31 protein-coding genes and 1 pseudogene are annotated in these 25,485 nt (G+C 30.7%); 15 read left to right on the plus strand and 17 right to left on the minus strand.

What is annotated here, in order from left to right; translation table 11 throughout:
- Positions 1–3: 3 nt before the first annotated feature.
- Positions 4–1,194 carry an aspartate aminotransferase family protein gene (locus KAR88_RS08160; RefSeq protein WP_004284757.1) on the plus strand — a complete coding sequence of 397 codons (1,191 nt, stop codon included), beginning with the start codon at positions 4–6 and terminating at the stop codon, positions 1,192–1,194.
- 19 nt (positions 1,195–1,213) lie between these two features.
- Here the strand turns inward: KAR88_RS08160 and KAR88_RS08165 are convergent, their stop codons facing one another.
- Entirely contained in the window at positions 1,214–1,843 is a 630-nt protein-coding gene (locus KAR88_RS08165; RefSeq protein WP_002783642.1) for a protein-L-isoaspartate(D-aspartate) O-methyltransferase, read from the minus strand.
- Between the two features lie 118 nt (positions 1,844–1,961).
- Here KAR88_RS08165 and KAR88_RS08170 point away from each other — a divergent pair, with 118 nt between their 5' ends.
- Entirely contained in the window at positions 1,962–2,501 is a 540-nt protein-coding gene (locus tag KAR88_RS08170; RefSeq protein WP_002781878.1) for a gamma carbonic anhydrase family protein, read from the plus strand.
- 93 nt (positions 2,502–2,594) lie between these two features.
- On the opposite strand, the gene KAR88_RS08175 is transcribed toward KAR88_RS08170, so the two are convergent.
- The 7 genes from KAR88_RS08175 to KAR88_RS08205 form a co-directional block, all read right to left on the minus strand.
- Entirely contained in the window at positions 2,595–3,983 is a 1,389-nt protein-coding gene (locus tag KAR88_RS08175; protein WP_002792024.1) for a nicotinate phosphoribosyltransferase, read from the minus strand.
- Between the two features lie 21 nt (positions 3,984–4,004).
- Complete coding sequence (locus KAR88_RS08180; protein WP_002777960.1) at positions 4,005–5,027, minus strand: ribonucleotide-diphosphate reductase subunit beta; 1,023 nt, start codon at positions 5,025–5,027, stop codon at positions 4,005–4,007.
- 14 nt (positions 5,028–5,041) lie between these two features.
- Entirely contained in the window at positions 5,042–5,452 is a 411-nt protein-coding gene (locus tag KAR88_RS08185; protein ID WP_002777961.1) for an RDD family protein, read from the minus strand.
- Positions 5,453–6,061, minus strand: coding sequence for an orotate phosphoribosyltransferase (gene pyrE, locus KAR88_RS08190; RefSeq protein WP_002792031.1), 609 nt, complete (start codon positions 6,059–6,061; stop codon positions 5,453–5,455).
- A 2-nt stretch (positions 6,062–6,063) separates the two neighbouring features.
- Positions 6,064–6,621, minus strand: a complete 558-nt coding sequence (gene frr / locus KAR88_RS08195; RefSeq protein ID WP_002777964.1) for a ribosome recycling factor — start codon at positions 6,619–6,621, stop codon at positions 6,064–6,066.
- Between the two features lie 16 nt (positions 6,622–6,637).
- Positions 6,638–6,994, minus strand: a complete 357-nt coding sequence (gene secG / locus KAR88_RS08200) for a preprotein translocase subunit SecG (protein WP_002777966.1) — start codon at positions 6,992–6,994, stop codon at positions 6,638–6,640.
- 106 nt (positions 6,995–7,100) lie between these two features.
- On the minus strand, positions 7,101–7,796 hold the full coding sequence (locus tag KAR88_RS08205) for a Bax inhibitor-1/YccA family protein (RefSeq protein ID WP_002777968.1): 696 nt from the start codon (positions 7,794–7,796) through the stop codon (positions 7,101–7,103).
- A gap of 158 nt (positions 7,797–7,954) precedes the next feature.
- Here KAR88_RS08205 and KAR88_RS08210 point away from each other — a divergent pair, with 158 nt between their 5' ends.
- Positions 7,955–8,590 carry a carbonic anhydrase gene (locus KAR88_RS08210; RefSeq protein WP_002781884.1) on the plus strand — a complete coding sequence of 212 codons (636 nt, stop codon included), beginning with the start codon at positions 7,955–7,957 and terminating at the stop codon, positions 8,588–8,590.
- On the plus strand, positions 8,587–10,470 hold the full coding sequence (locus KAR88_RS08215) for a mechanosensitive ion channel family protein (RefSeq protein ID WP_002803138.1): 1,884 nt from the start codon (positions 8,587–8,589) through the stop codon (positions 10,468–10,470). Before KAR88_RS08210 ends, KAR88_RS08215 begins: the two co-directional genes overlap by 4 nt.
- 23 nt (positions 10,471–10,493) lie before the next feature.
- On the opposite strand, the gene KAR88_RS08220 is transcribed toward KAR88_RS08215, so the two are convergent.
- From KAR88_RS08220 to KAR88_RS08230, 3 genes are all read right to left on the minus strand, one after another.
- Positions 10,494–11,465 carry an iron-sulfur cluster assembly scaffold protein NifU gene (locus KAR88_RS08220; RefSeq protein ID WP_002777977.1) on the minus strand — a complete coding sequence of 324 codons (972 nt, stop codon included), beginning with the start codon at positions 11,463–11,465 and terminating at the stop codon, positions 10,494–10,496.
- Between the two features lie 9 nt (positions 11,466–11,474).
- Positions 11,475–12,656, minus strand: a complete 1,182-nt coding sequence (locus tag KAR88_RS08225) for a NifS family cysteine desulfurase (RefSeq protein WP_002777980.1) — start codon at positions 12,654–12,656, stop codon at positions 11,475–11,477.
- Positions 12,657–12,830: 174 nt separating this feature from the next.
- The gene (locus tag KAR88_RS08230; RefSeq protein WP_002777982.1) at positions 12,831–13,997 is read right to left on the minus strand and encodes a hypothetical protein; all 1,167 of its coding nucleotides are present in this window, start codon (positions 13,995–13,997) and stop codon (positions 12,831–12,833) included.
- A gap of 152 nt (positions 13,998–14,149) precedes the next feature.
- Between KAR88_RS08230 and rpmI the strand changes: the two genes are divergently transcribed.
- The 4 genes from rpmI to cheQ all read left to right on the plus strand — a co-directional run bounded on the left by rpmI (position 14,150) and on the right by cheQ (position 16,436).
- Complete coding sequence (rpmI, locus tag KAR88_RS08235; RefSeq protein WP_002777995.1) at positions 14,150–14,341, plus strand: 50S ribosomal protein L35; 192 nt, start codon at positions 14,150–14,152, stop codon at positions 14,339–14,341.
- A gap of 93 nt (positions 14,342–14,434) precedes the next feature.
- Positions 14,435–14,788, plus strand: coding sequence for a 50S ribosomal protein L20 (gene rplT, locus KAR88_RS08240; protein WP_002777997.1), 354 nt, complete (start codon positions 14,435–14,437; stop codon positions 14,786–14,788).
- A 286-nt stretch (positions 14,789–15,074) separates the two neighbouring features.
- The gene (locus tag KAR88_RS08245; protein ID WP_002782711.1) at positions 15,075–15,938 is read left to right on the plus strand and encodes an HDOD domain-containing protein; all 864 of its coding nucleotides are present in this window, start codon (positions 15,075–15,077) and stop codon (positions 15,936–15,938) included.
- Positions 15,939–15,959: 21 nt separating this feature from the next.
- Positions 15,960–16,436 carry a cheVAW transcriptional regulator CheQ gene (gene cheQ, locus KAR88_RS08250; protein ID WP_002782712.1) on the plus strand — a complete coding sequence of 159 codons (477 nt, stop codon included), beginning with the start codon at positions 15,960–15,962 and terminating at the stop codon, positions 16,434–16,436.
- Here the strand turns inward: cheQ and KAR88_RS08255 are convergent.
- Both KAR88_RS08255 and KAR88_RS08260 read right to left on the minus strand, forming a co-directional pair.
- Positions 16,405–17,715 carry an MFS transporter gene (locus KAR88_RS08255; RefSeq protein WP_002778004.1) on the minus strand — a complete coding sequence of 437 codons (1,311 nt, stop codon included), beginning with the start codon at positions 17,713–17,715 and terminating at the stop codon, positions 16,405–16,407. The two genes, cheQ and KAR88_RS08255, sit on opposite strands and share 32 nt — an antisense overlap.
- A 2-nt stretch (positions 17,716–17,717) precedes the next feature.
- A complete protein-coding gene (locus KAR88_RS08260; protein ID WP_002778005.1) occupies positions 17,718–17,870 on the minus strand; it encodes a highly acidic protein in 153 nt (50 codons plus the stop codon).
- A 94-nt stretch (positions 17,871–17,964) separates the two neighbouring features.
- Here KAR88_RS08260 and moaC point away from each other — a divergent pair, with 94 nt between their 5' ends.
- From moaC to KAR88_RS08275, 3 genes are read left to right on the plus strand one after another with little or no spacing between them, the layout of a single operon-like run.
- A complete protein-coding gene (gene moaC, locus KAR88_RS08265) occupies positions 17,965–18,438 on the plus strand; it encodes a cyclic pyranopterin monophosphate synthase MoaC (protein ID WP_002778006.1) in 474 nt (157 codons plus the stop codon).
- A complete protein-coding gene (locus tag KAR88_RS08270; RefSeq protein WP_002778007.1) occupies positions 18,416–18,679 on the plus strand; it encodes a DUF493 domain-containing protein in 264 nt (87 codons plus the stop codon). The genes moaC and KAR88_RS08270 overlap by 23 nt, the downstream gene beginning before the upstream one ends.
- A gap of 14 nt (positions 18,680–18,693) precedes the next feature.
- Complete coding sequence (locus KAR88_RS08275; protein WP_002778008.1) at positions 18,694–19,830, plus strand: hypothetical protein; 1,137 nt, start codon at positions 18,694–18,696, stop codon at positions 19,828–19,830.
- 17 nt (positions 19,831–19,847) lie between these two features.
- Here KAR88_RS08275 and KAR88_RS08280 read toward each other — a convergent pair whose 3' ends face one another.
- Positions 19,848–20,606 (minus strand): exodeoxyribonuclease III, encoded by a 759-nt coding sequence (locus tag KAR88_RS08280; RefSeq protein WP_002778010.1) that lies wholly within the window; start codon positions 20,604–20,606, stop codon positions 19,848–19,850.
- 115 nt (positions 20,607–20,721) lie between these two features.
- Here KAR88_RS08280 and KAR88_RS08285 point away from each other — a divergent pair, with 115 nt between their 5' ends.
- The 4 genes from KAR88_RS08285 to pyrC all read left to right on the plus strand — a co-directional run bounded on the left by KAR88_RS08285 (position 20,722) and on the right by pyrC (position 23,964).
- Entirely contained in the window at positions 20,722–22,269 is a 1,548-nt protein-coding gene (locus tag KAR88_RS08285; RefSeq protein WP_002794714.1) for a phosphoethanolamine--lipid A transferase, read from the plus strand.
- On the plus strand, positions 22,269–22,625 hold the full coding sequence (locus KAR88_RS08290) for a diacylglycerol kinase (protein ID WP_002778018.1): 357 nt from the start codon (positions 22,269–22,271) through the stop codon (positions 22,623–22,625). Before KAR88_RS08285 ends, KAR88_RS08290 begins: the two co-directional genes overlap by 1 nt.
- The gene (locus KAR88_RS08295) at positions 22,616–22,858 is read left to right on the plus strand and encodes a replication/maintenance protein RepL (RefSeq protein ID WP_002778019.1); all 243 of its coding nucleotides are present in this window, start codon (positions 22,616–22,618) and stop codon (positions 22,856–22,858) included. The genes KAR88_RS08290 and KAR88_RS08295 overlap by 10 nt, the downstream gene beginning before the upstream one ends.
- 101 nt (positions 22,859–22,959) lie before the next feature.
- Entirely contained in the window at positions 22,960–23,964 is a 1,005-nt protein-coding gene (pyrC, locus tag KAR88_RS08300; RefSeq protein WP_002804695.1) for a dihydroorotase, read from the plus strand.
- A gap of 40 nt (positions 23,965–24,004) precedes the next feature.
- Here the strand turns inward: pyrC and KAR88_RS08305 are convergent, their stop codons facing one another.
- The 3 genes and pseudogenes from KAR88_RS08305 to KAR88_RS08315 form a co-directional block, all read right to left on the minus strand.
- Positions 24,005–24,379 carry a TM2 domain-containing protein gene (locus tag KAR88_RS08305; protein WP_002782258.1) on the minus strand — a complete coding sequence of 125 codons (375 nt, stop codon included), beginning with the start codon at positions 24,377–24,379 and terminating at the stop codon, positions 24,005–24,007.
- A 152-nt stretch (positions 24,380–24,531) separates the two neighbouring features.
- Positions 24,532–25,242, minus strand: a complete 711-nt coding sequence (locus tag KAR88_RS08310; protein WP_002838909.1) for a class I SAM-dependent methyltransferase — start codon at positions 25,240–25,242, stop codon at positions 24,532–24,534.
- Between the two features lie 118 nt (positions 25,243–25,360).
- A pseudogene (locus KAR88_RS08315) lies at positions 25,361–25,485 on the minus strand (methyl-accepting chemotaxis protein); the annotation flags it as partial.

Consider the following 25,485-nt stretch of genomic DNA (forward strand, 5'->3'; position numbering starts at 1 on the left):
AGGATGAAAATGAATTATAAAGAGCAAAGTCATATTATCCCTACTTATAAGCGTTTTGATATTGTTTTAGAAAGCGGAGAAGGGGTTTACCTTTTAGATGATAAGGGTAAAAAATATCTTGATTTTTCAAGTGGTATAGGTGTATGTGCTTTAGGATATAACCATGCTGAATTTAATGCTAAGATTAAAGCCCAAGTTGATAAACTTTTACATACTAGCAATTTATATTATAATGAAAACATAGCCCAAGCAGCCAAGCATTTAGCTAAAGCGAGTGGCTTAGAGCGTGTATTTTTCACAAATTCAGGAGCAGAAAGTATAGAAGGAGCGATGAAAGTCGCTAGAAAATATGCTTTTAATAAAGGTATCAAGGGTGGAAATTTTATAGCCTTTAAACATTCTTTTCATGGAAGAACACTAGGAGCTTTATCTTTAACCGCTAATGAAAAATACCAAAAACCATTCAAGCCTTTAATTTCAGGTGTTAAATTTGCAAAGTATAATGATTTTTCAAGCGTAGAACGCTTAGTCAATGAAAAAACTTGCGCTATTATCTTAGAAAGTGTGCAAGGAGAAGGTGGTGTCAATCCTGCTCAAAAAGATTTTTACAAGGCTTTAAGAAAGCTTTGCGATGAAAAAGATATATTGTTAATCGCTGATGAAATTCAATGCGGCATGGGGCGAAGTGGTAAATTTTTTGCTTACGAGCATTCAGGAATTTTACCTGATGTAATGACTTCTGCTAAAGCTTTGGGATGTGGGCTTAGTGTCGGAGCTTTTGTAGTGAGCGAAAAAGTAGCACAAAAATCCTTAGAAGCAGGCGATCATGGAAGTACTTATGGAGGAAATCCTTTAGTTTGTGCAGGTGTTAATGCGGTTTTTGAAATTTTTAAGAAAGAAAAAATTTTAGAAAATGTTTCTAAACTTACGCCTTATTTAGAGCAAAGTTTGGAAAATCTTATCAAAGAATTCAGGTTTTGTAAAAAAAGAAAAGGTTTGGGTTTTATGCAAGGGCTTAGTCTTGATAAAAGTGTAAAAGTAGCTGAGGTGATTAAAAAATGTCAAGAAAATTCTCTTTTGCTTATCAGTTGTGGGGAGAATGATTTGAGATTTTTACCCCCTTTAATCATAGAAAAAAGCCATATAGATGAAATGAGCGAGAAGCTAAGAAAGGTTTTTAAAAGTTTTGAATAAATTTTTTATTGATAAAAATTTATTCTTTTCCATCTACTATGGGTACAAAAAGACATTCTTCTAGAATTTCTTTTTGTAAATGAGTACCGTTTTTGGTTATGCGAGTGATAAATTGTTTGCCATTGTGCAAAATAGGGGCTACAAGTATGCCCCCATCACTTAGCTGATCGAGTAAAATTTCAGGAAGTTGTGTCGTATAAGCAGAGAATAAAATTCTATCATAAGGCGCATAATTTTTCCATCCATTTTGTCCATCTTCAAATTTAACATTAATATTAAAAAGCTCGAGTTCTCTAAAGGTTTGTGCTGCTTTTTTGGCTAAATTTTCTATGCGTTCTATGGTAAAAACACGCCTTATAATCTTGCTTAAAATCGCTGCTTGATAACCACTTCCACAGCCTATTTCTAAGACACTGTCCGCATCTTTAAAATTTAAAGCCATAGTCATTTTAGCCACGGTTAAAGGAGAGCTGATCCATTGAGAATTAGCTAAAGGTAAAGCATCAAGACGATAAGCATGGGCTTTAAGCGGGGAAAAAATTTCGCGTGGAATTTGACAAAAAGCATTAAAAAGTTCTTCGTTGATGAATATTTTTTGTGCGATTTCTTCGGCCATACTTTGACATCGTTTTTGCTCAAATGCGTTCATTTTTTCTCCTCGTAAATGACAAATTGTAACGAATAAAGTTTCAAAATTTGATTAAAAACTAAAAAATTTGTTTTTCTTATTGATATTTTGGTTATACTAAAAATAAAAAAGGATGAAAATGCTTATTCGATTTAAAGATAAATTTCCAAATTTGGGTCAAAATGTCTTTGTTGCAGAGGGTGCTAAGATTATAGGAGAAGTAGAGATAGGTGATGAAAGCAGTGTGTGGTTTAATTGTGTTCTAAGAGGCGATGTTAATTTTATTAAAATCGGTAAAAGAACAAATATACAAGATTTAACCACTATCCATGTGTGGCATAGAGAATTTAATAAAGATGGAAGTTTAAAAGATGCAGGCTTTCCTACTTGCATAGGAGATGATGTTACTATAGGGCATAATTGCGTGATCCATGCTTGCAAGATCGGCTCTCGTGTGCTTGTGGGGATGAATGCAGTGATTATGGATGATGCAGCTATAGGAGATGATAGTATAGTGGGTGCAGGTAGTGTGGTAACCAAAGGCAAGAAATTTCCACCCAAATCACTCATACTTGGAAACCCTGCAAAACTTATACGCGAACTAAGCGATGAAGAAGTGGCATTTTTAAAACAATCTGCTTTAAATTATGTTGAATTTAAAAATGATTTTTTGGATTGATTTAAAATTTTAACAACGCTGTTTTTATGAAAAAGCTCAAATTTATCCATTTTAAATAGACAAATGGAGCATTTGAGCTATATCGACAAAATTTCATAGAGTTGTGTTTGTAAAATTTTGTCTTAGCTTTGTTAAATCTTTTGAAAGTTTGATTTTATATTTTTCTTTGTTGTTAAAATTAAGAAATTTCTCATCCAGCTTTGAAATTTGACTTTTTGCATATAGGGCAATTTCTTCTACATTTTTTTGTTTATTAAGAATTTTACCCTCTTTAAAAACACATTTTAAAAGTTCTTTTCTTTCTAAATTTTCATCAAGTTTAGGTAATTTTTCATTATAAATATAAAGCTCATCAAAAAGCATTTTTTGAGTGTTTTTGTCATAAATTCTAAAAAGTTTTTTAAAATGCGGTAGGGTTATTTTTTGTTTGTCTTCGCTGATTTTAATTTTAGGCGTGATGAGTTTATCTTCTTCTATGGCAACGAGTTTATAAACACAGCCAAAAATAGGATCACTTGAAGCAGTGATGAGTTTTTCGCCTACCCCAAAAGCATCAATAGGTGCATCATTTTTAAGCAGTTTGTTTATGCTTTTTTCATCTAAAGAATTTGAAACGATGATTTTGCATTCTTTTAAATCATTTTTATCCAAGATAGTACGAATTTCTTTGCTAAGTATTTCTAAATTTCCAGAATCAATACGCACACCGCATTGTTTGATTTTAAATTTTTTAAATGCTTTGACCGCGTTTTCTAGCCCTTGTTTGTAATTATAAGTATCGATGAGTAAGGTAGGATTTTGAGGATAAAGTTCTAAATAATGACAAAAAGCACTCAATTCATCATCAAACATTTGCACCCAAGAATGCGCCATAGTTCCACTTGTCATAATGCTATAATTTTTCCCTGCAAGTGTGCAAGAGCTAGCTTTGCAACCTCCTATTATGGCCGCTCTTGCCCCTTTGAGTGCCGCCTCGCTTCCATGAGCTCTTCGCGTGCCAAATTCAAGCACGCTAAGATTTTTAGCTGCTCTTACGATACGATTGGCTTTTGTGGCAATTAGGCTTTGATGATTGATACTTAAAAGTAAGAAGCTTTCAAGAATTTGTGCTTCAATAGCATTGGCTTTGATGATCATCAAGGGTTCGTTAGGAAAGATGATTTCGCCTTCTTGCATGGCATAAATTTCGCCCTTAAATTTAAAATTTTTCAAATATCTTAAAAATTCTTCTTTAAATATCCCTTGAGAGTGCAAATAGGCTATATCATCTTCATCAAAATGCAAACAAGATACAAAGTCTAAAATATCCTCAAGTCCTGCAAATATAGCAAAAGAGCCGTGATCGGGAATTTTTCTAAAAAATATATCAAAATAAGCTATTTTGTTTTCAAAACCATTTAGAAAATAACCTTGCATCATGGTTAATTCATAAAAATCACAAAGCAAGGTGTTATTTGGTTTTGTATAAGAATCTTTTTTCATAAAAGTTAATTTCCAAGAAATTTAAAAATCATCAAAGCTTATACTACCTTTAGAATAGTTTGTGACCTTACTTTCAAAGAAATTGCTTTTTTGATCATTAAATTTAGAAAAATCATCTACCCATTTGATAGGGTGTTTTGCATTGTAAATTTTATCAAGATTGATAGCAACAAGTCTTTGATCTACAAGATAGTGGATGTATTCTTCTATAATATCGTCTGTAAAACCCATGATTTGATTTTGAGTAATGTATTTGCCCCATTTGATTTCTAAATCGCCCGCTTTTTTAAACATATCATAAATTTTGTTGATATTGTTTTCATTAAACAAATCAGGTCTTTCTTTACGAACTGAATTGATCATATTTTGAAAGAGTAAAAGATGAGTGATTTCATCTCTTTGAATGAAACGAATCATTTGAGCAGAACCAAGCATTTTACCTGCTCTTGCAAGCGCGTAAATCGCAGTAAATCCACTATAAAAATATACTCCTTCTAAAATTTGATTTGCTACCATGGCCAAAAGAAGTTTATTATCATCTACATCGCCCGCTAATTCTTCATAGATACTTGAAATAAAATCATTTTTTTCGCGCAAGGTTTCATCGTGCTTTTCCATTTCATAGATTAAATCCGTATTATCGCAAATGGCTTCAACCATTACTGCATAAGATTTTGAATGGTTAGCTTCTTCATAAGCTTGGCGTGCTAAAACCGCATTGATTTCAGGAGCAGTGATGTAAGGATTGATATTATCAGCTAGATTGTTGGTTTGAAAGCTATCCATAGAAATGAGCTGAGACCAAACAAGATCATACATTCTTTTTTCACCTGCAGTTAAATTACAGCGATAATCTAATGCATCTTTAGTCGTATCTACTTCTTTTGGAAACCAAGTGTTTGCTTCCATTAAATCCCATAATTTTAAAGCCCAAGTGTATTTTGCTTTTGTAAAATTTAAGATTCCATGAGGATTTCCGCTAAAAACTTTACGATCTGTTAATGTTTCATTTGAGCCTGGATTATAAATTCTTTTTCTTTGCATTTTTTACCTTTCTTTCATATCTTTGTGACTATGCAAGTTTGGGTTAGAATATCATGTAAATTTAGTTTATCTTTTCTTAAAAAGCTTATAAATAAACCAAAAATCAACCCAAAACTTATAATAAATATAATATATCTTAATAAAATTCTAAAAAAAGTTATTTTCTTACCCGTTTTTAGATCGATTAGATAAAGATCATAAGCCTTAAGCCCTGGACTTTGAGCTTTTGAGGCTAAAAATAAAGCTTGAATAAAACCAAATAAGAAAGTACATAGGGCTGTGATATAGGAGTTGTTTAAAAAAGCCTCCTTAGAGCCCAATAAAAAATAAAATAAATATAAGATAGGGACATAAATTAAAAATATATCTATAAGCAAAGCTCTAAATCTTAACCATCTAGAGGCTATTTTTGCCTTAGTTTTCATTTAATTTCCGCGACTTCCTGGCTTAATAGCTTTACTTCCTTCTTTACAAAACGGACAATCATTTTCATCATAAATTTGAAAATCAAAATTTCCTAAAGTAAAAAGAGGTAAATTATCAGGCAGTTTTGCACTCGGTTTTCTAGGATTTTTTAAATTTTCAACCGCGCAAAAACCGCGATTTGCCAATGCTGCAAAACCTAAAACTTTTCCTCCTAAGCTTTCTATGATTTTAGCACTTTCTAAAGCACTTCCGCCCGTTGTGATGATATCCTCGCAAATGATAAATCTTTCGCCTTCTTTTACCTCAAAACCGCGTCTTAGAGTCATTTCTCCATTAACTCTTTCGGTAAAAATAAAGCGTTTATCACAAGCTCTAGCAAGTTCATATCCTGCTAAAATTCCTCCCAAAGCAGGAGAACAAATGCTGTCAAATTCTATATTAAATTCGGCTATAATTTTAGTAAGCTCATCACAAAGTCTTGCTGCTAATTTTGGATTTTCTAAGACTTTAGCACTTTGAAGATAAAACTCAGAGTGCTTACCCGAACTGAGTAAAAAATGTCCTTGTAAATAAGCCCCACAATCTTTATAAATTTGCTCTAAATCCATTTTTAAACCTTTAAAAGTTCGCTTTCTTTGTTTTTTACACTTTCATCGATTTTTGCAGTATAAGTATCTGTTAGTTTTTGCACTTCATCATAGGCTTTTTTAGCTTCGTCTTCTGAAATGGCTTTATCTTTTTCAAGTTTTTTTACGGCATCGTTTGCATCTTTGCGAATATTTCTTACCGAAACTTTTGCTTTTTCACCCATAGCTTTTGCTTGTTTTACATTTTCTTCTCTTTGCTCTCTTGTCATTGGAGGGAAGAATAATTTTACACTTTCGCCATCATTGTTTGGATTTACCCCTATATTTGCTGCTGCAATAGCGCTTTCTATAGTTTTTAACATAGGTTTTTCCCAAGGAGTAATGCTTATTGTTGAAGCATCACTTGCTAAAACGGTTGCAACTTGATTTAAAGGAGTTAAAGAGCCATAGTAATCTACTTGAATATGATCTAAGATATGTGTATTGACTTTACCTGTGCGTAGGGTAGTAAAATCTTTTTTTAAAGCTTCTAAGCTTTTTTCACTTTGAGTTTTTTGTTTGTTTAAAATTTCATTAATCATATTTTTTCCTTATAAATTACTTACTTGTATTTGATTCGTTAGGTATTTGTGGAGCACTTGGAATAGCTGGCACGTTTATAGCATTTGGAGCAGTAGGAATGCTTGTATTTGTTTCAATTTTGATTTTTTCAGCTAAAGAATCTTTACTTGTACTATTGTATAAATATCCTAAACCTATAGTGTTTGCAATAAGTAAAATTCCCATGATGAAAGTAAATTTCGCTAAAAATCCTGCGGGTCCTTTTGCTCCAAATAAACTTTCATTGCTTCCGCTATAAGCTCCAAGTCCTATGCTTGAGCTCTTTTGAAGTAAAACAGCTATACAAATAATAACGACGATGACAAACTGCAAAATAGTTAAAAGAGTAATCATAAATTTTCCTAAATTTTAAAAATTTTTTGAGTTAGATATTGTAACTAAATAAAACTTGAAAAGATTTGAAATTTTAAGAATTTTGCGGGGACTTTCCCGCAAAAAATTATCTACTATTGAAACTTCTTAGGATATTAAGTAAAGATACAAAAAGGTTTACAAAATCAAGATAAAGCGCTACAGCACCTTCAATTGGAGTTTCATAGTTTCCGCGAATAATATTTTGTGTATCATAAAGAATATAAAATGAAAATAAAATCGCTGCTACGGCTGAAATAGCTAAATTTAATAAACTGCTTTGGAAGAAGATATTAAGCAAAGAAGCCGCTACAACCACGATTAAAACTATAAATAAAGCTTTACCCATTAGTGTGAAATCTTTTTTGGTATTCATAGCAAAAATACTAAGCGCTGCAAAAGCTACTGTTGTTAGAGCAAAAGCTTGAGCGATGATTACTCCACCTGCTGGTAGGGCAAGAACAGAAATGAGTAATGGCGTTAGGGTTAAGCCTGAACAAAAAGTAAAACCAAAAAGTAAAATTAAATTCAATGGAGCTTCGCGTTTTTTAAATTGCAAGGCAATCAAAAGTCCTATTTCAACAGCAAAAAGTATCCAAAAGGTTACTTGTGATTGTATAAAAAATGCCGCTAAAGCATAAATTCCTACATATGCACCAACAGTTGCTGCTAAAAGAGAAGCCGCAAAAAGTTGATAAGTTTGTTTAATAAAAATACCAAGTTCACTTGAACGAGTGTTTTCAAATTCTCTTGATCGTGAATAGTCTCTATCATAAAGACTCATATTCATCCTCCTTAAAAGATTTCGATTTTAACTTAAATCTTGAGCGAACTCTAGCATAAAAAATTTAATAAAGAGTTAATTTGCGAATGTTTGCTTGTAGGTGAAATTCTTTGCTGAAAATTTGTTATAATTTTAAGATTTTTCAATTAGGTTGATATATGGATAATCTTATTAGCGGTGCGATCAAATTTATGCAAGAGGATTTTAAAGAGCATGAAGAACTTTTTGAAAGTCTTAAAAATAAGCAAAATCCTCATACTCTTTTCATAGGTTGTTCTGATTCTAGAGTGATCCCCAATTTAATCACCAATACAGGCCCAGGTGAGCTTTTTGTGATACGAAATATTGCAAATATTGTCCCACCTTATCGCGTGGGTCAGGATTATTTAGCGACTACTTCAGCAATAGAATATGCTTTAAATTCTTTACGCATTAAGAATATCGTTGTATGTGGACATAGTAATTGTGGTGGTTGTAATGCATTATACTATTCTGATGAAGAATTGGATAAAATTCCTAATGTAAAAAAATGGCTCACTATGCTTGATCCTATAAAAAGGGATGTTACGATCTTTGCAAGAGATGATATAGCTATGCGTTCTTGGCTTACTGAAAAACTTAACTTAGTGAATTCTTTGCAAAATATTTTTACCTATCCTGGAGTGCAAGAAGCTTTAGATGAGGGAAGATTAGAAGTGCATGCTTGGTATTATATCATCGAAACGGGTGAAATATATGAGTATGATTTTAAGGCTAAAATTTTTAAATTAATTCAAAATAGGAAAACGCAATGAAAAAAATAATCATTTTGTTTCTTTTAGGTATTTCATGTCTTTGGGGGGATGAATTTCGTCTTATAGATACCAATGCAAGTGCGCAAGATAAGAGTGTTTATAGTTTGGTGCAAAAATATATCGATTTAAATCGCCAAATTAAAGAATTTAAAAAAAATAATGATGAAAATTCAAGTTCCTATGATGGAATTTTAAGCGAATTTGAAAAAGATAAAAAGTCTATTCTTTCTAAAATGCCCGATATGATAGTAAAGCAACAAATCAATGAAAAAGCAGTAGAAAGCTTTTTAAAAACAAGGCAAAATTTGTTAGATTTACAAAAGAAGAGCATAAACAAACCTTATGTTTATGTAGATACAACCTTAAATATTATGTATTTAGATGTTGTTAAAAGTTTTTATTCGTCTTTATTTGAGCTTGAAAGACTTTTTAAAAATGCAGCAAATAGTGAAAGTATAATCTCTACGGTCGATAAGGCAATGGAAAATTTGCAAAATTCAACCAATATAGATCTTAGTATTTATAAAGCTAAAATCAATAATCCATCTGAATTAGAGAAAATTTCCAATAAAGAAGAAATGATTTTTAATGCTGTGGATGCTTATGTAGAAATTTTAAAATATTTGCGTGCGAATGCAGATTTGTTAGAAAGTAATTATATTTTTTCTTTGCTTGAACTTCAAGTATGGATAGATCGTATCAATGAAATGGCCAATATTGATTTTATAAATACGGGTAAGATAGTTATTTCGATTTTAGTTTTAGTTTTTTTTATGTCTTTAAGACGCTTTTTTTCAAATATAGTTTATTTTATCCTCGTTCGTTTAGTTTATCACAATAAAAGCGATGCAGATGATATTAAGGTTATTTTTATAGACAATATTAAAAAACCTGTGGGTTTTTTGCTTATTTGTTATGCCATTTCACTTTGTCTTACAATAGCAACTTATCCTGCTCCTTTAAGTATTAATTTAAGTAATCTTTTCCACATAGTTTATGCTGTTTTAATCGCTTGGTTGATTTTAAGGATACTTGATGGATATGGCGTGGTTTTGGTTTCAAAACTTGCACAAAAGAGTGGCAAAAAAGAAGTGGTAAATTTAGTCATTAAAATTTTATATTTTGTTATTTTTGTGATCGCACTTCTTTATATTTTAGCACAACTTGGTTTTAATATCTCGGCTATTATTGCATCTTTGGGAATTGGTGGTTTAGCTGTTGCTTTAGCGGCGAAAGATATCATTGCAAATTTCTTTGCTTCTATACTCTTACTTTTTGATAATAGCTTTAATCAAGGAGATTGGGTAGAGGTTTCAGGCATAGAAGGAACCGTGGTTGAAACAGGACTTAGAAAAACTACTATTAGAACTTTTGATAATTGTCTTGTATTTTTACCAAATTCAACTATTATGGGAGCTAATATCAAAAATTGGAGCAAAAGACGCATGGGGCGTCATGTTAAAATGTATTTGGGTGTTGGTTATGATGCTACTCCTGAAAAATTAGAAAATTGTGTGAAAGATTTAAAAGAGCTTTTATATACAAGTCCTTTAGTAGCACATGAAGATGATGGAGCATTAAAGTATGGCGATCATACAACAAAATATCGTCAAAATTTAGTTTCTATCAATGATCTTGAGGGTTATAAAAATGCTTGTTATGTGGCTTTAAGTGAATTTGCAGATAGTAGTATTAATATAGAGCTTTATTTTTATATCAAAGAAATAGGTGGAAAAGATTTTAGAGAAGCTAGACAAAGTTTAATGCTTGAGTTTATGCGTATAATTGAAAAAAATGGTTTAACCTTTGCTTTCCCAAGTCGTAGTATTTATATAGAAAATTTACCACCCCTTGATTTGCAAGCAAAAGCTATAAAATAGCAAGATTTTATCTTGCTATTTTTTTAAACTGGCATAACGCGTATATTTGGACTTAATTCTTCTTGTAAAATTGTTTCAATAGCATAAAGTGTTGCACCACTTCCACTAGAACAACCACTACAAGCACCAAGATAACGAATATAAACATCAATTGCTGCACCTTCAGCCTTTTGTATATCAATCACTTCCAAATCTCCACCATCATTATGAAGCATAGGGCGAATTTCAGCATCTAAAACACTTTCAACTGCTTTTAATTGTCCCACTACGGTCATTTCATCAAAAGCCACATCACTTTTCATTGTATTTTTGAGTTTTTCTCTATCTATTTCAGCTCTAGTTTCAGCTAAAATATCTACAAGGTAATAATCTCTTTTTTCATGTCCGCCTGGTTTGATACAGGATTTACAAAAAGCACCCGCTTTAGTATATTGTGTGATTTCTTCTACAGTGTGTAAATCATTAAGTTTAATCACTTCTTTAATAGTTCCAAGACTTACCCTAGCGCACTCGCAAACTATAATTTGATCTTCAAAATCTTCAGGACTTATGCCTTTATAATGCGCTGCTGCTTGTTTGATTACATCATAAGCCATAACTGAACAGTGCATTTTTTGAGGTGGAACAGCTGGAGTTTCTGGATTATCACGCATAGCAAATTCCACATCTAAATTTGTGATTTTTACTGCTTCATCTACAGTTTTTCCTATACAAAGATCTACCATAGTATCACTACTTGCTATAGCTGTACCACAACCAAAACTTTTAAATTTTGCATCGATAATTTTATCAGTTTTTTCATCTACAAGCCAAAAAAGTCTTACCGCATCGCCGCAACTTTCTGCGCCAAAATCAGCTACGATCAATTTTGCATTGCGTGCTTTAGCATCTTCTTCGCTAAATTCTCCCATATGTTGAGGATTATTCATTCTATCTTGAACTTTTTGTGAATACTCATCCCAAATGGATCCACCAATTAAACTATTTTTTCCCATTTTTCATCCTTATTTGTAATTATTTGGATTATAAGCATAAGTGCAAGAAATTGCTCTTAATCTCTGTGTTGCATTTTTAATTTGTTTTGCTGCATAATCAATTTCTTCTTCAGTGTTAAAACGTGACAAAGAAAGCCTTAAAGCTGTATGTGCTAAGTCATTTTCAGCTCCGATTGCTTCCATGATAGGATTGCTTTCTAAAGCTTCACTTGCACAGGCTGAGCCCGTACTTGCAGCTATACCATTTTTATTTAAATCCCAAAGCATTGCTTCGCCTTCAACTCCTTTAATGCTTGCTAAGATTGTATTAGGCACACGGTGTTCTCTTTTTCCAACCACTGTTGTATCAGGCAAGGCTAAAATTTGATCTTCTAGTTTATCTCTTAAACGGCGTATATGAGAATCTTCAAAATCAAGCATAGTATTTGCAATACGCAAAGCCTCGCCCATAGCCACTATATAAGGCACATTTAAAGTCCCGCTTCTACGACCACCCATGTGTTCTCCACCGTGTAAAAGTGGAGTAAGCTTAAGACCTTTTTTGATAAAAAGTCCGCCTACACCTTTTGGTCCATGGAATTTATGAGCTGAAAATGAAGCAAAATCAACTCCTACTTGGTTTAAATTTACTTTGATTTTTCCTACTGCTTGGGTAGCATCTGTATGAAAAAGCGCTCCAAATTCATGAGTAATTTCTGCCATTTTTTGAATATCAAAAATCATTCCTGTTTCATTATTAGCCCACATAACACTTACAAGTGCTGTTTTATCGCTAATCACTTTACGCAAATCTTCTACAGTAGAAACTCCTTCTTCATTTACAGGAAGTTCTATGACTTTTACTCCAAGACTTTTTAAAAAATAAGCAGCAGCAGCAACAGCAGGGTGTTCTACGCTAGAGATAATCACTTCATTGCGTTCTTTATCTAAAATATGATCAAAATATATACCCTTAAGCACCCAGTTGATACTTTCAGTAGCACAGGATGTTATAACTATATCATCTAAATCATTTGCGCCAAGTCCCGCATAAAGTTTATCCATAGCTTCTCTTAGGGCAGGATGAGTTGCGCTGCCCCATTGGTGAAGACTGTTTGGATTTCCATACATGTCTTTTAAAAATGGCAACATTAATTCGTATGCGCTTGGATCAAGCATCGTTGTTGCATTATTATCTAAATATACTTTCACTTTAATTTCCTTAAATTTTAATTCGGATATTTTTTATCTTTTTATGAAAATGGATAATAACAGAAAAATATAAATTCTAGTTTAAAAATTATAGCAAAAATATGAATATTAAAGTAAAAAAATACAAAGAATTATGGATTAAAATTTGTATTTTTAAATATTTATAAAATTACTTTAAAGTAATACTGATAAATAAGAATTTAATATCTTATTTAAATTGGCTTGTTTTTGACGACGATCTAAGAAATTTTCTATGGAGCTAGAACGCATATTATTAGCATTATCTAGCTTTTCTAAATCTTTATTTTGGCTTTGATATTCTTCTTTAAGAGAGTTAAATTCGCTATGATTTTCATCAATATAAATTTGGAAGATAGAGCTTGAATTTGCAAATTCTCTTAAATCCATATCTTTTTGATAATTGACATATTGTTGAAAAAAAACTGAAAGCTTATCTTGAGAAGCGGTTTTTTTATCTACTCCATTCACATAAAGATATAAATCAAAGCTCATTTTTTGTTCGTTTTGTTGTTTGATATAGTCTTTTATATCCATTTCCCCTCTAAGGATTTTTTGAAAATTAGTATGAGCATTGAGATCCAAACTCGCAGGTTTCATAAAAAAATTAAGCTCGTTATCATTTTGTGTTTTGATATCATGATAAATAAAATTCATCAAAAGCCCTGATTTTGAAACTTCAGCATTTTTGGTTAGGTAAGGTTTTAAAATTTCATTAGATGAGGTATTGTTTAAAGCTCTATCGAAGTGAAAATTAGTAATTTTGTTATCTAGCATTAAAGTATTTAGGCTTAGAGTTTTGTTTAGCGCGGAGTTTAATTCTTCTTGATTGTTGTAAATTCTTGAAATTTTGCCTAAAAATTCCCCATTTTCAGTAGAAAATCCGGTGGCAAATTTTGAAATCATATCGCGACTTAAATTAGCATTATCATTTTCGCTAAATTCTAAATTGACAGACTTTAGCGAGCTATAATAGCTGTTTAAAAGATAGGGTAGGTCTATTTTGTTATAATTTAAAGTTGCATCTTGTCTTGTTAATTCTTTGGCTATATTTCTAACACTTTTGATGTTGATATTATAAGATTCAGGTATATTAGCGATTTTATTTAAATCTTTTTCAAAAAAACCTTTCTCGTCTATCCTAAAGCTAAATTCACTTGCATAAGAAGTGGTGTTAAAAATATAATTTAAATTTTCTAAATTGTTTTCATTTTCTTCTAAATTTGAACCTTTTTTATCTTTGATTAAATTCAAAGCTTGGCTATTTTGTAAAGGATTGGATAGGGCCAAATTTTGATAAGGGTTTGCCGAATTTATAGTCATTTTAAATCTTTCAAAAATATTGCTAGTTTTTTATAAGCAAAAGGTGTGCCAAGTTTTTTAAATACAAAATTCAGTCAAAAATTAGCAAAAATTTGCTAGCATTTAGCTTTTCTTTTTGAAAAAATTTAAAAATTTATCCGAAAGGAAAGCGTATGCCAAAGATGAAAAGCGTAAAAAGCGCAGTTAAACGCTTTAAAGTAGGTAAAAATAAAATCAAAAGAGGCTCTGCTTTTAGAAGCCATATTTTGACTAAAAAACCTGCAAAAAGAATGCGTGATCTTCGCACAGCTAAATATGTGCACAGCACTAATGTAAAAGCTGTAGAAAAAATGCTAGGAATTTAAGTTTTTGACATAAGTCATTCAAACTCTCCTTAAGTTGCTAAAAATTTAAGGGCAAGCTCCAAAATGGACGCCACTTTATGAAAGGAAATAAAAATGGCAAGAGTAAAAACAGGTGTTGTAAGACGCCGCAGACATAAAAAAGTTCTAAAATTAGCACGCGGTTTTTATAGCGGACGCCGCAAACATTTTAGAAAAGCAAAAGAACAATTAGAAAGAAGTCTTGTTTATGCGTATCGTGATAGACGCCGCAAGAAAAGAGATTTTCGCCGTCTTTGGATTGTGCGTATCAATGCTGCTTGCAGATTAAACGATTTAAGTTATTCTAAATTTATCAATGGACTTAAAAAAGCAGGCATTGAGCTTGATAGAAAAATTCTAGCTGATTTAGCAATGAATGATGCTGCTGCTTTTGCAAAAATCGCAGAAGCTGCAAAAAAAGCGCTTTAATTTAATGAGTTAAGATTTAAATCTTAACTCATGATTGTCAATATAAACTGCATTTAAATTTTAAAATACAACTCATTAAAAACTAATTTTATTTAGGATTTATTAATAAAATCATAAAAATTATATGATAATAAAATTAAAATATCACTTATAAGCCATAGAGTTTTGTAACACAATAAGGCCATTTTAGAAACTTTCTTGCATATATATTAAAAATCATCGTATAAGTAAATTAAAATTTAGTTATAATAATAGATTAATAAAAATTATAGCCCAAGGAAAATATATGGCAACTGATATGAATGAAATTTTACTTCGAAGTGTTGAAGTTTTACCTCCTTTGCCTGATACTATAAATAAACTAAGAAAATATATCAACGAATCGGGTTCTAATGTAAAAATTGATGAAATTGCTAATATTATTTCAAGTGATCCTTTAATGACTGCTAAGCTTTTACGCTTGGCTAATTCTCCCTTTTATGGTTTTTCAAGAGAAATCACCTCTTTGGCTCAAGTTGTCTCTCTTTTGGGTATAGGTAATATCGTTAATACTATCATGGCAGATTCAATTAGAGATAGTTTTAAAATCGATGTATCACCTTATGGATTAAGCACGACAGAATTTGTAAATAAATGCAGCGAGGAAACTTCTTTTATCATGGATTGGTTGGGCAATGAGGATAAAAAGCTATCGCATTTACTAGTGCCTTGTTCTATGCTTTTAAGACTTGGTATTGTAGTTTTTTCTAATTTTCTTATTCAAAATAAAAAAGATGCCGAGTTCTTAGCTAGATTGGAAAAAAATAATTTTAGTGATTTATCTATGGTAGAGAATGAATTTTTAGGTGTTGATCATATTTCATTCTTAGGATTTTTGCTTTATCGTTGGAAATTTGATGATATGCTAGTTGAAACTATTTGTTTTGCTCGCTCTCCGCACGCAGCTAGAAATGAGGTTAAAAAATCAGCTTACGCTCTTTCAGTTGTTGATCATCTTTTTACACCTCATAATAATTTTTCTTCTTTTAATATCAAGGCTTCTATCGCTTTGATTAATGAGGCTCGAAGTCAAGGGATTGATTTTAATCTTGATAATTTTATTTCAAAACTTCCAAAAGAAGCTAAAGAAAACCTAATAAAAGAAGGTTAAATTGTTTATTTTATTAAATTAATGAAAAGTATCATTTTACCTCCTAATGAATTTTTAGATCATTATGTTTTAAACGCGGAATTTCATCGTTTAGCTGGAATTTCAAAAAATGCTTATAAATTTTGGAAAAAAGTAGAAATTGGTAGATATCAAGGGACTCGTATTATTTTTTTACACAAGAATTCCATTTTAGAAAAACATCGAGAAGTTTTAAAACAATGTAGCGATTTAAGTGGTTTTGTGCTAGCAAGTGCTTTTTGTTCTTTTACGGGATTAGCTCCATCGCATCTTGTAAAAAAAAATAATTCTTCAATCTATAAACTTTTAGATTTAAAAGAAATTCATGGTATTAAATTTGTAAATTTAAAAAAATTTTATGATTTTTTAGGGCTAAATTATTATCAGCATATTTACATAGAAAAATGCCATTTTTTTAGCCCCACGCCTTTTGAAAAGCGTATAAAAATCACTGAGAGTATGTGCGTTGGGTATTATTAAGATATCTAAAAATAAAAGCTGATAATAAAGCCAATAAAACGATTAAAAACATATAATAACCCAAAGAAAAACGCCACGCATTATCTAAATTTGCAAATGCAAATTTATGCAATAAAAGTGTAAGTTGAGGGGTTATACCTCCTGCAATGGCATAGGCGATATTATAAGAAAAAGAAAGTCCTGAAAATTTAATCTTTGCTTCAAAAGCTTCATTCATTATTAAAGGACAAAAATTCATCACTCCACCAAAAAGACAAGCTAGCAAGTAAAAAATACTGACTAGAGTTATATCGGCATTTGTATTGTAAAGAAAGTGAAAATAAAACGCACAAGCTAAGCCAAAAAACAAGGAAAAAATAATACTAGATTTAAAAATACCTATTTTATCAGCTAAAATTCCACTTATAATACAACCCAAAGAAATAAAGAAAATTCCACCCATTTGTAAATAAGTTTGGAAATTGGTATCAAATTGTAAAATTTCTGCCATATATTTTGGGATAAATAAAATCATTACAATAATACAACCTGTTAAAACCCAAGTGATTAGCATAGAGATAAGAACACCTGCTTTTGCTCTTTTAAATACTTCTTTAAGCGGAAATTTTTCTAAAACATTTTCTTTTCTCATTTGCTCAAAAACAGGAGTTTCACTTAAAAATTTTCTAAGATATATTGAAATAAGTCCAAAAATTCCACCTAAAAAGAAAGGAACTCTCCAAGCCCATTCGTATAATTCTTCTTGAGTGTAAATTTTGTGCATCAATAAAAATACTATACTTCCAAGTAAAATTCCACCCACCACAGAAGCTGTTAAAAAGCCTATATAAGTTCTTCTTTGTCCTTGCGGTGAATGCTCATATACAAAAATCCAAGCACCGGGTAATTCTCCTCCTATGGAAATACCTTGAGCTATTCTTATAAGCATTAAAAATACTACACAAAGATAACCAATACTTTCATAAGAAGGGATAAAGGCCAGTGCAAAAGTTGGTATTACCATAAGCAAAATACTTAGCATAAACATTTTTTTGCGCCCAAATTTATCGCCAAAATGTGCCATCACTATACCGCCTAGCGGTCTTACTACATAAGCTGCTGCAAATATGCCATAGGTATTAAAAAGTTGCCAAAAAGGGCTTAAATTTTCAGGGAAGAAGTTTTTTGAAATATAACTTGAAAAGAATGCAAAGATAATAAAATCATAAAATTCCAAGGTTCCACCTAAAGATGAAAGTCCTAGCGTTTTTATATCTTTTTTACTAAGAATTTTTCTCATTTTTAATCCATTTCATAAAAATCATCATCATTTGCTTCATCATCAAAGTCATAATCATCATCATCATAATTATAGGATTTGTGATGATTGTGAGCATACTCATCCTCTTCACCTTCATAATCATCAAATTCTAAATCTTCATCATCATAAGCCATTATTTACTCCTTGATAAACAAAATAAAATCTAATTTTAGCTTAAATTTGATTGCTTTTGCTATAATTTTTTATATTTTTTAAAAAAGGTTGATTATGGAATTGACTCATTTAGATGAAAACAACCGCCCTAAAATGGTAGATGTAAGCCAAAAAGATATAAGTAAAAGAGTGGCTACAGCAAGCGGTATGATCAGTATGAGCGAAGAAGCTTTTAAGGCTATAAAAAACAATACTTCTAAAAAAGGCCCCGTACTTCAAACTGCTGTTATAGCAGCTATCATGGGTGCTAAAAAAACAAGTGAAATTATCCCTATGTGTCATCCTTTGATGATTTCTAAGGTTGAGACAGATATAGTTGAATTTCCTAAAGATTATACTTTTAAACTTATAGTAACGGTAAAATGCGAGGGTAAAACAGGGGTAGAAATGGAAGCTTTAAGCGGCGTTAGCATAGGACTTTTAACTATCTATGATATGATTAAAGCCATCGATAAAACAATGAAAATAAGTGAAATTGTACTTGAAAGCAAAGAAGGGGGTAAAAGTGGTAAATTTGTGCGATCTTAAACAAGAGCCTATTGTTAATTATCCTACTTTTTGGGATTATAAGGTGATTTTTGAAGCGCATGTTCATGCAGGAGCTTTGTTTGAAGAGCTTTTGGGACAAAGAGATTTTAAATACAAACATTCTAATGCAAGTTCTAGTGGAAAATATCAAAGTTTTTTACTCAGTGTTTATGTAGATAGCAAAAAGGATCGTTTGGATATTTTTGAAAAATTAAAAGCTAAAGCCAAATTTGTGCTTTAAGAAAGAGGGATTAAATGAAAAATACTTTGATTATATTTGAGAATTCTTTATCCAATCTCAAAAAAGATGAAGTGAAAGACTTGCTTGAGGATTTAAGTTTTAATCTTGCGTATAAGCAAATTTCACAAGATCCACACAGCACTAAAAAGATTTTAAATTCACTTTTGGTTGAGTTTTTAACCATTTTGAAAAAACTTGATTTATTTGATGATGAAAATGTTGCAAAAGTTATCAAAGCTTTGGTAAAAGCTAGTGTAGGAGATGCTCAAAATGTCCTTTATGAATACATCAGCGAGGCAGAATTATTAAACAAACAAATCGAAAATCAAAAGAATTTAATTAAAAATCAAATCAGTGATAATTTCCTTGAATTTGAAAATATCTTACAAGAATGTTCTTTTTGCGATGAATTTAGCAGCGGATTAAATGATGCGATTTTATTTGATATAGAAATGCTTGGAATTTTAAAAGAAACTGCTGAAAGTGCTTTTTTAACTACTCTTGAAAAAGCTGAAGATATAGAACTTACTAGCAGTGAAATTGCCAAAAGTCTTGTTTACAATGCTATTTGCGAGGCACATTTTGAAAAAGAGCGTATTTTAAAAATTTCAAGTATTATTTTAAATACAGCTTTTGAGATAGCAAATGAATCTATAGCTTATGCTAAAGATCTTTGTCTTGGTGCGATTAAAGGGACTAGAGATGGAATTTCTTTAGCTATGGAAAAATTTAAAACTACACTTGCTTACGCAAAATTCGAAGAAGATGTGAGTTTAAAAAGTAAAGAGTTAATAGGCATAGAAGATGATTTTATCGCACTTTTAAAAAGAGAAATTAAAGAACAAAAAAATCCATCAAAGGATATAGTTGAAAATTTATTAGAGCATGAGCTTGATAATCTTTTTGCTAAATTCAAACGCCTTGCTGTTGAGAGTAGGGAGCAATTGCTTTTGGTTTTAAATGATATCAAGAAAAACCCAAAAATCAATGATTTTAATAGACTAACTCAAAGAAAACTGCATCGCTTTAAGCAAGAAATTCTTGAGCTTGAGAAAGTAGCAGGGGAAAAATACAAAGAATTAAATTCAAAAAAAGCTAAAAAGTTAGGCGTAAGACTTTGGGAAAGGGCAAAAAAACTCATTAAAAAATAATATCCCATTTTGGGATATTAAATATCTATTTCTATGCCTACAGGTGCGTGATCTGAACCAAAAATATCATCTCTTATGAAAGCATTTTTCAGCTTGTCTTTTAAACCTGTTGAAATGAAAAAATAATCGATTCTCCAGCCCACATTTCTTTCTCTTGCCTTCATTCTATAACTCCACCACGAGTATTTTTCTTTGATATCGCCATTGATCTCTCTAAAAGTATCAATAAAACCAAGTTTTAGCAAATCATCAATCCAAGCTCTTTCTATCGGTAAAAATCCCGAGGTATTGGCATTTGCCTTTGGATGGGTAAGATCGATTTCTTTGTGTGCGGTATTGACATCACCACAAATGATAATTTCAAAGCCATCCTTTAAAAGTTTTTCTAAATACACCAAAAATTTCGCATAAAATTTCATCTTAAAGCTTAAACGCTCTTCATCTTTTTGTCCATTTGGAAAATAGATATTAAAAAGTGCTATGTTTTTAAAACGATGTTCTAAAACTCTGCCTTCTTCATCATCAAAAAATTCACATTTTTTAACTTCACTATCAAAATTGCAAAGGCTCATAACACCCGAGTATCCAGCCCTTTTGGCAGAATTAGAATACATATGCTTAAAAGGGTATTCATAAATTTTTTTAGGAAATTTATCTTCATGTGCTTTAATTTCTTGAAAACCTATAAAATCAATATTTTCTTTTATTATCCAATCAAGCGCATTTTTATCACAAATAGCTCTTAAGCCATTGACATTCCATGAAAGTAGTTTCATCAGTTAATCCTTAAATTTTTGAAATAAAAATAATATCATAATTAATAAAAAATATTACTAATGGTTAGTTTTTTCTTTCTAAACTTTGCTTTTTAGTTATTTTTAAGGGGAGAATATGTTTAAATTTAAACTTTCTTGGTTTGGATTTGTACTTTTTAATTCCATACTCATTACACTTTTAAATTTTAATTTACATTCATTTGTTTATGAAAAATTATCCCAAAATTTACTGCTTACTTTAGTTTTTATCGTAGCTTATTTTGGTTTGGTTCATATGATTTTTTCACTTATTTTTGTAAAATATTTAACTAAAATATTGTCTATATTTTTTATTTTATCATCCTGTACCAGTCTTTATTTTATCACTTTTTATGGAGTTTTAATTGATTCAGATATGATACAAAATGTTATGCAAACTGACATAAAAGAAGTGAAAGATTTGCTAAGTTGGCGTTTGGTTTTATTGGCTATTGTCGTCTTGCTTTTTTGTGTTTTTATTTTAAGAATTCGTATTGAAAATAATACAGAGCAAGGTTTCTTTAAAAAGATACGGGTTAGAGTTTTAAGTGCTTTGTTGGGTTGTTCTATCTTTTTAATCGCCTTTGTGCCTTTAAGTAAAACCTTTATACCTTTTTTTAGAACTTACAATGAAATAAGAATGTATAATGTTCCTTTTTATCCAATTTATGCCGTATATCGCTATTGTGTTCGTTTTGTAAAAGTTAAGCCAGAATTTAAAACTATAGCTAATGATGCTTATAGAGAAAACAATCACACTAAAAAACTTTTAGTTTTGGTAGTGGGTGAAACCGCTAGAGCGGCAAATTACTCTTTGGGTGGATATGCTAAAAATGATACCAATTTTTATACCAAAAAAGATAATGTAGTATTTTTTGATAATTTTTCTTCATGCGGCACTGCTACAGCGGTGAGTCTGCCTTGTATGTTTTCTCTTTCAAAGCGTCAAAACTATTCAAGTAGTGAATATCAAGAAAATGTTATGGATATCTTGCAAAAAACAGGCGTAAAAGCTTCTTGGATAGATAATAATTCAGGTGAGTGTAAAGGGGTTTGCGATAGATTATCAGATAAACAGCAACTTTCTAGTGATTGGGATGAAAATTTGTTACCTTTTTTAAAAGAAAGATTAGATAGCTTAGATACTCAAAATATCATAGTTCTTCATTTACAAGGCTCTCATGGACCAGCTTATTATAAGCGTTATCCAAGCGAATTTAAAAAATTTATCCCAACTTGTGATACTAATGAACTTTCAAAATGTGATAGTGAAGCTTTAATCAATACTTATGATAATACTTTGCTTTATACGGATTATCTTTTAAGTGAGATTATCAAACTTTTAAAAGAAAAAAAAGATTATGAGAGTTCTTTAATATACCTTTCAGATCATGGAGAAAGTTTGGGTGAAAATGGAATTTATTTACACGGAATGCCTTATGCTATAGCGCCAAGCTATCAAACTCATATCCCTGTCATTTTTTGGAGCAATGATAAAAAACTCATGATGACAGCTCAAAATCATAAAGGCTTAAAACTTTCTCAAGATAATCTTTTCAGCACACTTTTGGGTTATTTTGATGTTAAAACCATGGTTTATGAGTCAGATTATGATTTATTAAATCAAACCTTAAAGGCCAATTAATGAAACCAAAATATCATCTTTTAAACAATGCACGATATGCTCTAGAAGGAATTCTAGCCCTGCTTAAAAATGAAATGGCTTTTCGGCTAGAGCTTTGTGTGATTATCCCCGCTATCGTTTTTAGCTTTTTTTTAGATGTAAGCTTTTTGGAGCATTTGTTTTTAATCACTGTTTTAATTCTCATCTTAATCACTGAAGCTTTAAATTCAGCTATTGAAGCTTGTGTGGATTTGATTACAAATGAATGGCATGAAAAAGCTAAAGTTGCTAAAGATTGTGCAAGTGCGGCAGTATTTTTTAGTGTGTGTTTAGCACTTTTTATTTGGGGATTTATCTTAGGAAAATTATGGCTGTAAAAATTGAAAATTTAATGAGAGAAATTTTAGGTAAAAAACGCTTTGAGCTGCTTCAATTTTTATGTGAAAATGCGGATGAAAATGGTTTTGTGATGATAAAAATAAGCGAGCTTGAAGCAAGATTAAACCAAAGCAAACCTACCATCATCGCCACTTTTAAATTTTTAGAAGAAAAAAAGCTTTTTAAAAAGTTGAAAAATGGATTTTATCAACTTTGCATCCCTTGTGATTAGAAAATAAATTTTTATTTTAAGTATTCTTTATCTTAGAACCACTTTTTATTATTATTTTTAGCTTTATAGGATAAAATTTGCTGATTGATTTAGGAGAAAAAATGACACTTAAAAACCCACTAGATATGCATTTGCATTTAAGAGATAAAAACATGCTAAGCTTGGTTGCACCTTTTAGTGCTAAAGATTTTCGTGCGGGTGTGATTATGCCAAATTTAGTTCCACCGCTTTGTGATTTAGAGAGTTTAAAATCTTATAAAACGCGTATAATAAATGCTTGTGAAAATGAGAATTTCACTCCTTTAATGACTCTTTTTTTTAAAAATTATGATGAAAAATTTCTTGAAAGTGCTAAGGATGAAATTTTTGGTATCAAGCTTTATCCTGCGGGTATTACCACAAATTCAAAAGGTGGGGTTTCAAGTTTTGATATAGAGAATTTAAAACCCACTTTAGAAGCGATGAGTGATTTACAAATTCCACTTTTGGTACATGGAGAAACCAATGATTTTGTGATGGATAGGGAAAGCAATTTTGCTAAAATCTATGAAAATTTAGCTAAAAATTTTCCGCGTCTTAAGATTGTTATGGAGCATATTACGACTCAAACCTTATGTGAACTTTTGAAAGATTATGAAAATTTATATGCAACCATTACTTTACATCATTTAATCATCACTTTAGATGATGTTATCGGTGGAAAAATGCAGCCTCATCTTTTTTGCAAGCCTATAGCAAAGCATTATAAAGATAAAGAAGCGCTTTGTGAGCTTGCTTTTGGTGGATATGAAAAAGTGATGTTTGGAAGCGATAGTGCACCACATCCTAAGCATGAAAAAGAATGTTGCGGTTGTGCAGCGGGTGTATTTAGTGCGAGTGTAGCACTTTGTGTTTTGGCTGATCTTTTTAGTAAAAATTCAAATGAAGCTAATTTACAAAGATTTATTTCGGATAACGCTTGCAAGATGCATAATTTAACCTTTGAAAAAGAAAAAATCATTGTTTTAGAAAATCAAGAATGGCAAGTTCCAAACGAATATAAAAACGAGAATGAAAAAGTAGTTCCTTTTATGGCGGGGGAAAGTTTAAAATTTAGAGTAAAATAAAAACTAGTTTTAAAACTAGTTTTTATCTAAGTTGCTATTTTTATAATACAGCTAAGATTTTATTAAGATTGTCTTTTTTGATGCCTTTCCATACTAAAAACCAATCCACAATGCACCATATCCATAAAACGAATAAAATTAAACCACCGATATAAATCCAAATGGTAACAACACCTACTAACCAAGTTATAAGTTTAGCAATACCCAAACCTATATCACCCTTATAAAAACGATCAATTCCAAAGGCACCTAAAAACAGACCTAAGATCAAACCTATAATATGACTTTTAAAAGGTAAGATAGCAAGAGAGTTGATTTTATCTTCACTTGCATTTTTAAGCTTATCTTGCACAAGGGGCAAGCTATTGGATGGAATTTTGTCTGAAATCATCATCAATACAGTATTTATATCCATAAAATCTCCTATAATAATATTAGAACAAAATAATAACTAAAATAATCTAAAATTACTTTTAAGTTTAATTTTATAAAATGAGCATTTTGATAAAAATATTTCAGTATTACAAGATTATATATCTACCTTAAGATAGAATTTTATCTCAAGGATTAAAAAATCAAAAGTTTGATTTTTGATTGTATGGTTTCTTTGATATCGCCTTTCACAAAAGTTTCTAAATCTTGCTTAGAAGCTTTAACTCCATTCATATTTAAATGCCACAAGGTATTTTCTATGGCTTCATCTTTTTTTCTTTCTACTATGCGTGTTTCATCAAAGATAAATTTATGAAATTTCACATTATTTTCTAACAAATAACTTTCCAAATCTTGTTTATAAATACCCTTAAATTCTGTATTAAAATGTTTAAATATAGGATCTAAAAAATCACTCTTTCTATAATCGGCCCAGCCAAGATAAATTCGAATTTTAGCCAATCGCATAAAGTTTAAATAGTCTTTTTTGTCTTGCAAAGCAGGGGACATACTTAAAAATGCTATGTCAAATTGAGCGTTTTGATTTTTATTTATCCATTCTGTAAAAGTGCAATTTTCGTATTTGATATTTGTTAGTTGGAGCTTGTTAGCATCTTCTTTTAAAATTTCTAACATAGCTTTTGCATTATCAAGAGCAGTGATTTCTTTTGCATTTTGTGCTAAGTGTAAAGTCCATACTCCTGTGCCACATCCTATATCTATAATCTTTTTATCTTTAAAGTTTATATTTAGTTTTTCTAATTCTTTAAAACTTTGCTCTTGTATGGAATTGAGTTTTTGATTGTATCTTGCGTAGCTCTTAGCTTTTTTATCCCAAAGATTCATTGATAGTCCTTATTTTTAAATCAATAAAATCATAGCATAAAAAATACTAAATTATTAAATTATCTATTTGTAAATTCTACTAACACCTAGTTCAAACTAGGTGTTAGTGAACAATCAATCAAAACCTTTTCTTTTTCACATCTTCAAGTATGTTATTAGCTATATCACTTACTGTACTAGAAATAATAGCTGATTCATTAGCAATCTCTACATTATCCTTAGTGGTTTGATCAATTTGAGCTA

It is taken from the genome of Campylobacter sp. JH23 (genome assembly GCF_017846595.1).
Taxonomy (GTDB): domain Bacteria; phylum Campylobacterota; class Campylobacteria; order Campylobacterales; family Campylobacteraceae; genus Campylobacter_D; species Campylobacter_D coli.

Coding starts and splice junctions, on each gene's coding strand:
- KAR88_RS08180 (WP_002777960.1), bottom strand. CDS start 5,027: ATGCAAAGAAAAAGAATTTATAATCCAGGCTCAAATGAAACATTAACA.
- KAR88_RS08215 (WP_002803138.1), top strand. CDS start 8,587: ATGAAAAAAATAATCATTTTGTTTCTTTTAGGTATTTCATGTCTTTGG.
- KAR88_RS08260 (WP_002778005.1), bottom strand. CDS start 17,870: ATGGCTTATGATGATGAAGATTTAGAATTTGATGATTATGAAGGTGAA.
- KAR88_RS08160 (WP_004284757.1), top strand. CDS start 4: ATGAAAATGAATTATAAAGAGCAAAGTCATATTATCCCTACTTATAAG.
- KAR88_RS08280 (WP_002778010.1), bottom strand. CDS start 20,606: ATGAAACTACTTTCATGGAATGTCAATGGCTTAAGAGCTATTTGTGAT.
- KAR88_RS08185 (WP_002777961.1), bottom strand. CDS start 5,452: ATGAAAACTAAGGCAAAAATAGCCTCTAGATGGTTAAGATTTAGAGCT.
- KAR88_RS08175 (WP_002792024.1), bottom strand. CDS start 3,983: ATGAAAAAAGATTCTTATACAAAACCAAATAACACCTTGCTTTGTGAT.
- KAR88_RS08230 (WP_002777982.1), bottom strand. CDS start 13,997: ATGACTATAAATTCGGCAAACCCTTATCAAAATTTGGCCCTATCCAAT.
- KAR88_RS08275 (WP_002778008.1), top strand. CDS start 18,694: ATGAAAAATACTTTGATTATATTTGAGAATTCTTTATCCAATCTCAAA.
- KAR88_RS08285 (WP_002794714.1), top strand. CDS start 20,722: ATGTTTAAATTTAAACTTTCTTGGTTTGGATTTGTACTTTTTAATTCC.
- KAR88_RS08295 (WP_002778019.1), top strand. CDS start 22,616: ATGGCTGTAAAAATTGAAAATTTAATGAGAGAAATTTTAGGTAAAAAA.
- KAR88_RS08170 (WP_002781878.1), top strand. CDS start 1,962: ATGCTTATTCGATTTAAAGATAAATTTCCAAATTTGGGTCAAAATGTC.
- rpmI (WP_002777995.1), top strand. CDS start 14,150: ATGCCAAAGATGAAAAGCGTAAAAAGCGCAGTTAAACGCTTTAAAGTA.
- secG (WP_002777966.1), bottom strand. CDS start 6,994: ATGATTACTCTTTTAACTATTTTGCAGTTTGTCATCGTCGTTATTATT.
- KAR88_RS08165 (WP_002783642.1), bottom strand. CDS start 1,843: ATGAACGCATTTGAGCAAAAACGATGTCAAAGTATGGCCGAAGAAATC.
- frr (WP_002777964.1), bottom strand. CDS start 6,621: ATGATTAATGAAATTTTAAACAAACAAAAAACTCAAAGTGAAAAAAGC.
- KAR88_RS08210 (WP_002781884.1), top strand. CDS start 7,955: ATGGATAATCTTATTAGCGGTGCGATCAAATTTATGCAAGAGGATTTT.
- KAR88_RS08310 (WP_002838909.1), bottom strand. CDS start 25,242: ATGAATCTTTGGGATAAAAAAGCTAAGAGCTACGCAAGATACAATCAA.
- moaC (WP_002778006.1), top strand. CDS start 17,965: ATGGAATTGACTCATTTAGATGAAAACAACCGCCCTAAAATGGTAGAT.
- KAR88_RS08255 (WP_002778004.1), bottom strand. CDS start 17,715: ATGAGAAAAATTCTTAGTAAAAAAGATATAAAAACGCTAGGACTTTCA.
- KAR88_RS08305 (WP_002782258.1), bottom strand. CDS start 24,379: ATGGATATAAATACTGTATTGATGATGATTTCAGACAAAATTCCATCC.
- KAR88_RS08220 (WP_002777977.1), bottom strand. CDS start 11,465: ATGGGAAAAAATAGTTTAATTGGTGGATCCATTTGGGATGAGTATTCA.
- pyrC (WP_002804695.1), top strand. CDS start 22,960: ATGACACTTAAAAACCCACTAGATATGCATTTGCATTTAAGAGATAAA.
- KAR88_RS08290 (WP_002778018.1), top strand. CDS start 22,269: ATGAAACCAAAATATCATCTTTTAAACAATGCACGATATGCTCTAGAA.
- KAR88_RS08245 (WP_002782711.1), top strand. CDS start 15,075: ATGGCAACTGATATGAATGAAATTTTACTTCGAAGTGTTGAAGTTTTA.
- KAR88_RS08205 (WP_002777968.1), bottom strand. CDS start 7,796: ATGAGTCTTTATGATAGAGACTATTCACGATCAAGAGAATTTGAAAAC.
- rplT (WP_002777997.1), top strand. CDS start 14,435: ATGGCAAGAGTAAAAACAGGTGTTGTAAGACGCCGCAGACATAAAAAA.
- pyrE (WP_002792031.1), bottom strand. CDS start 6,061: ATGGATTTAGAGCAAATTTATAAAGATTGTGGGGCTTATTTACAAGGA.
- cheQ (WP_002782712.1), top strand. CDS start 15,960: ATGAAAAGTATCATTTTACCTCCTAATGAATTTTTAGATCATTATGTT.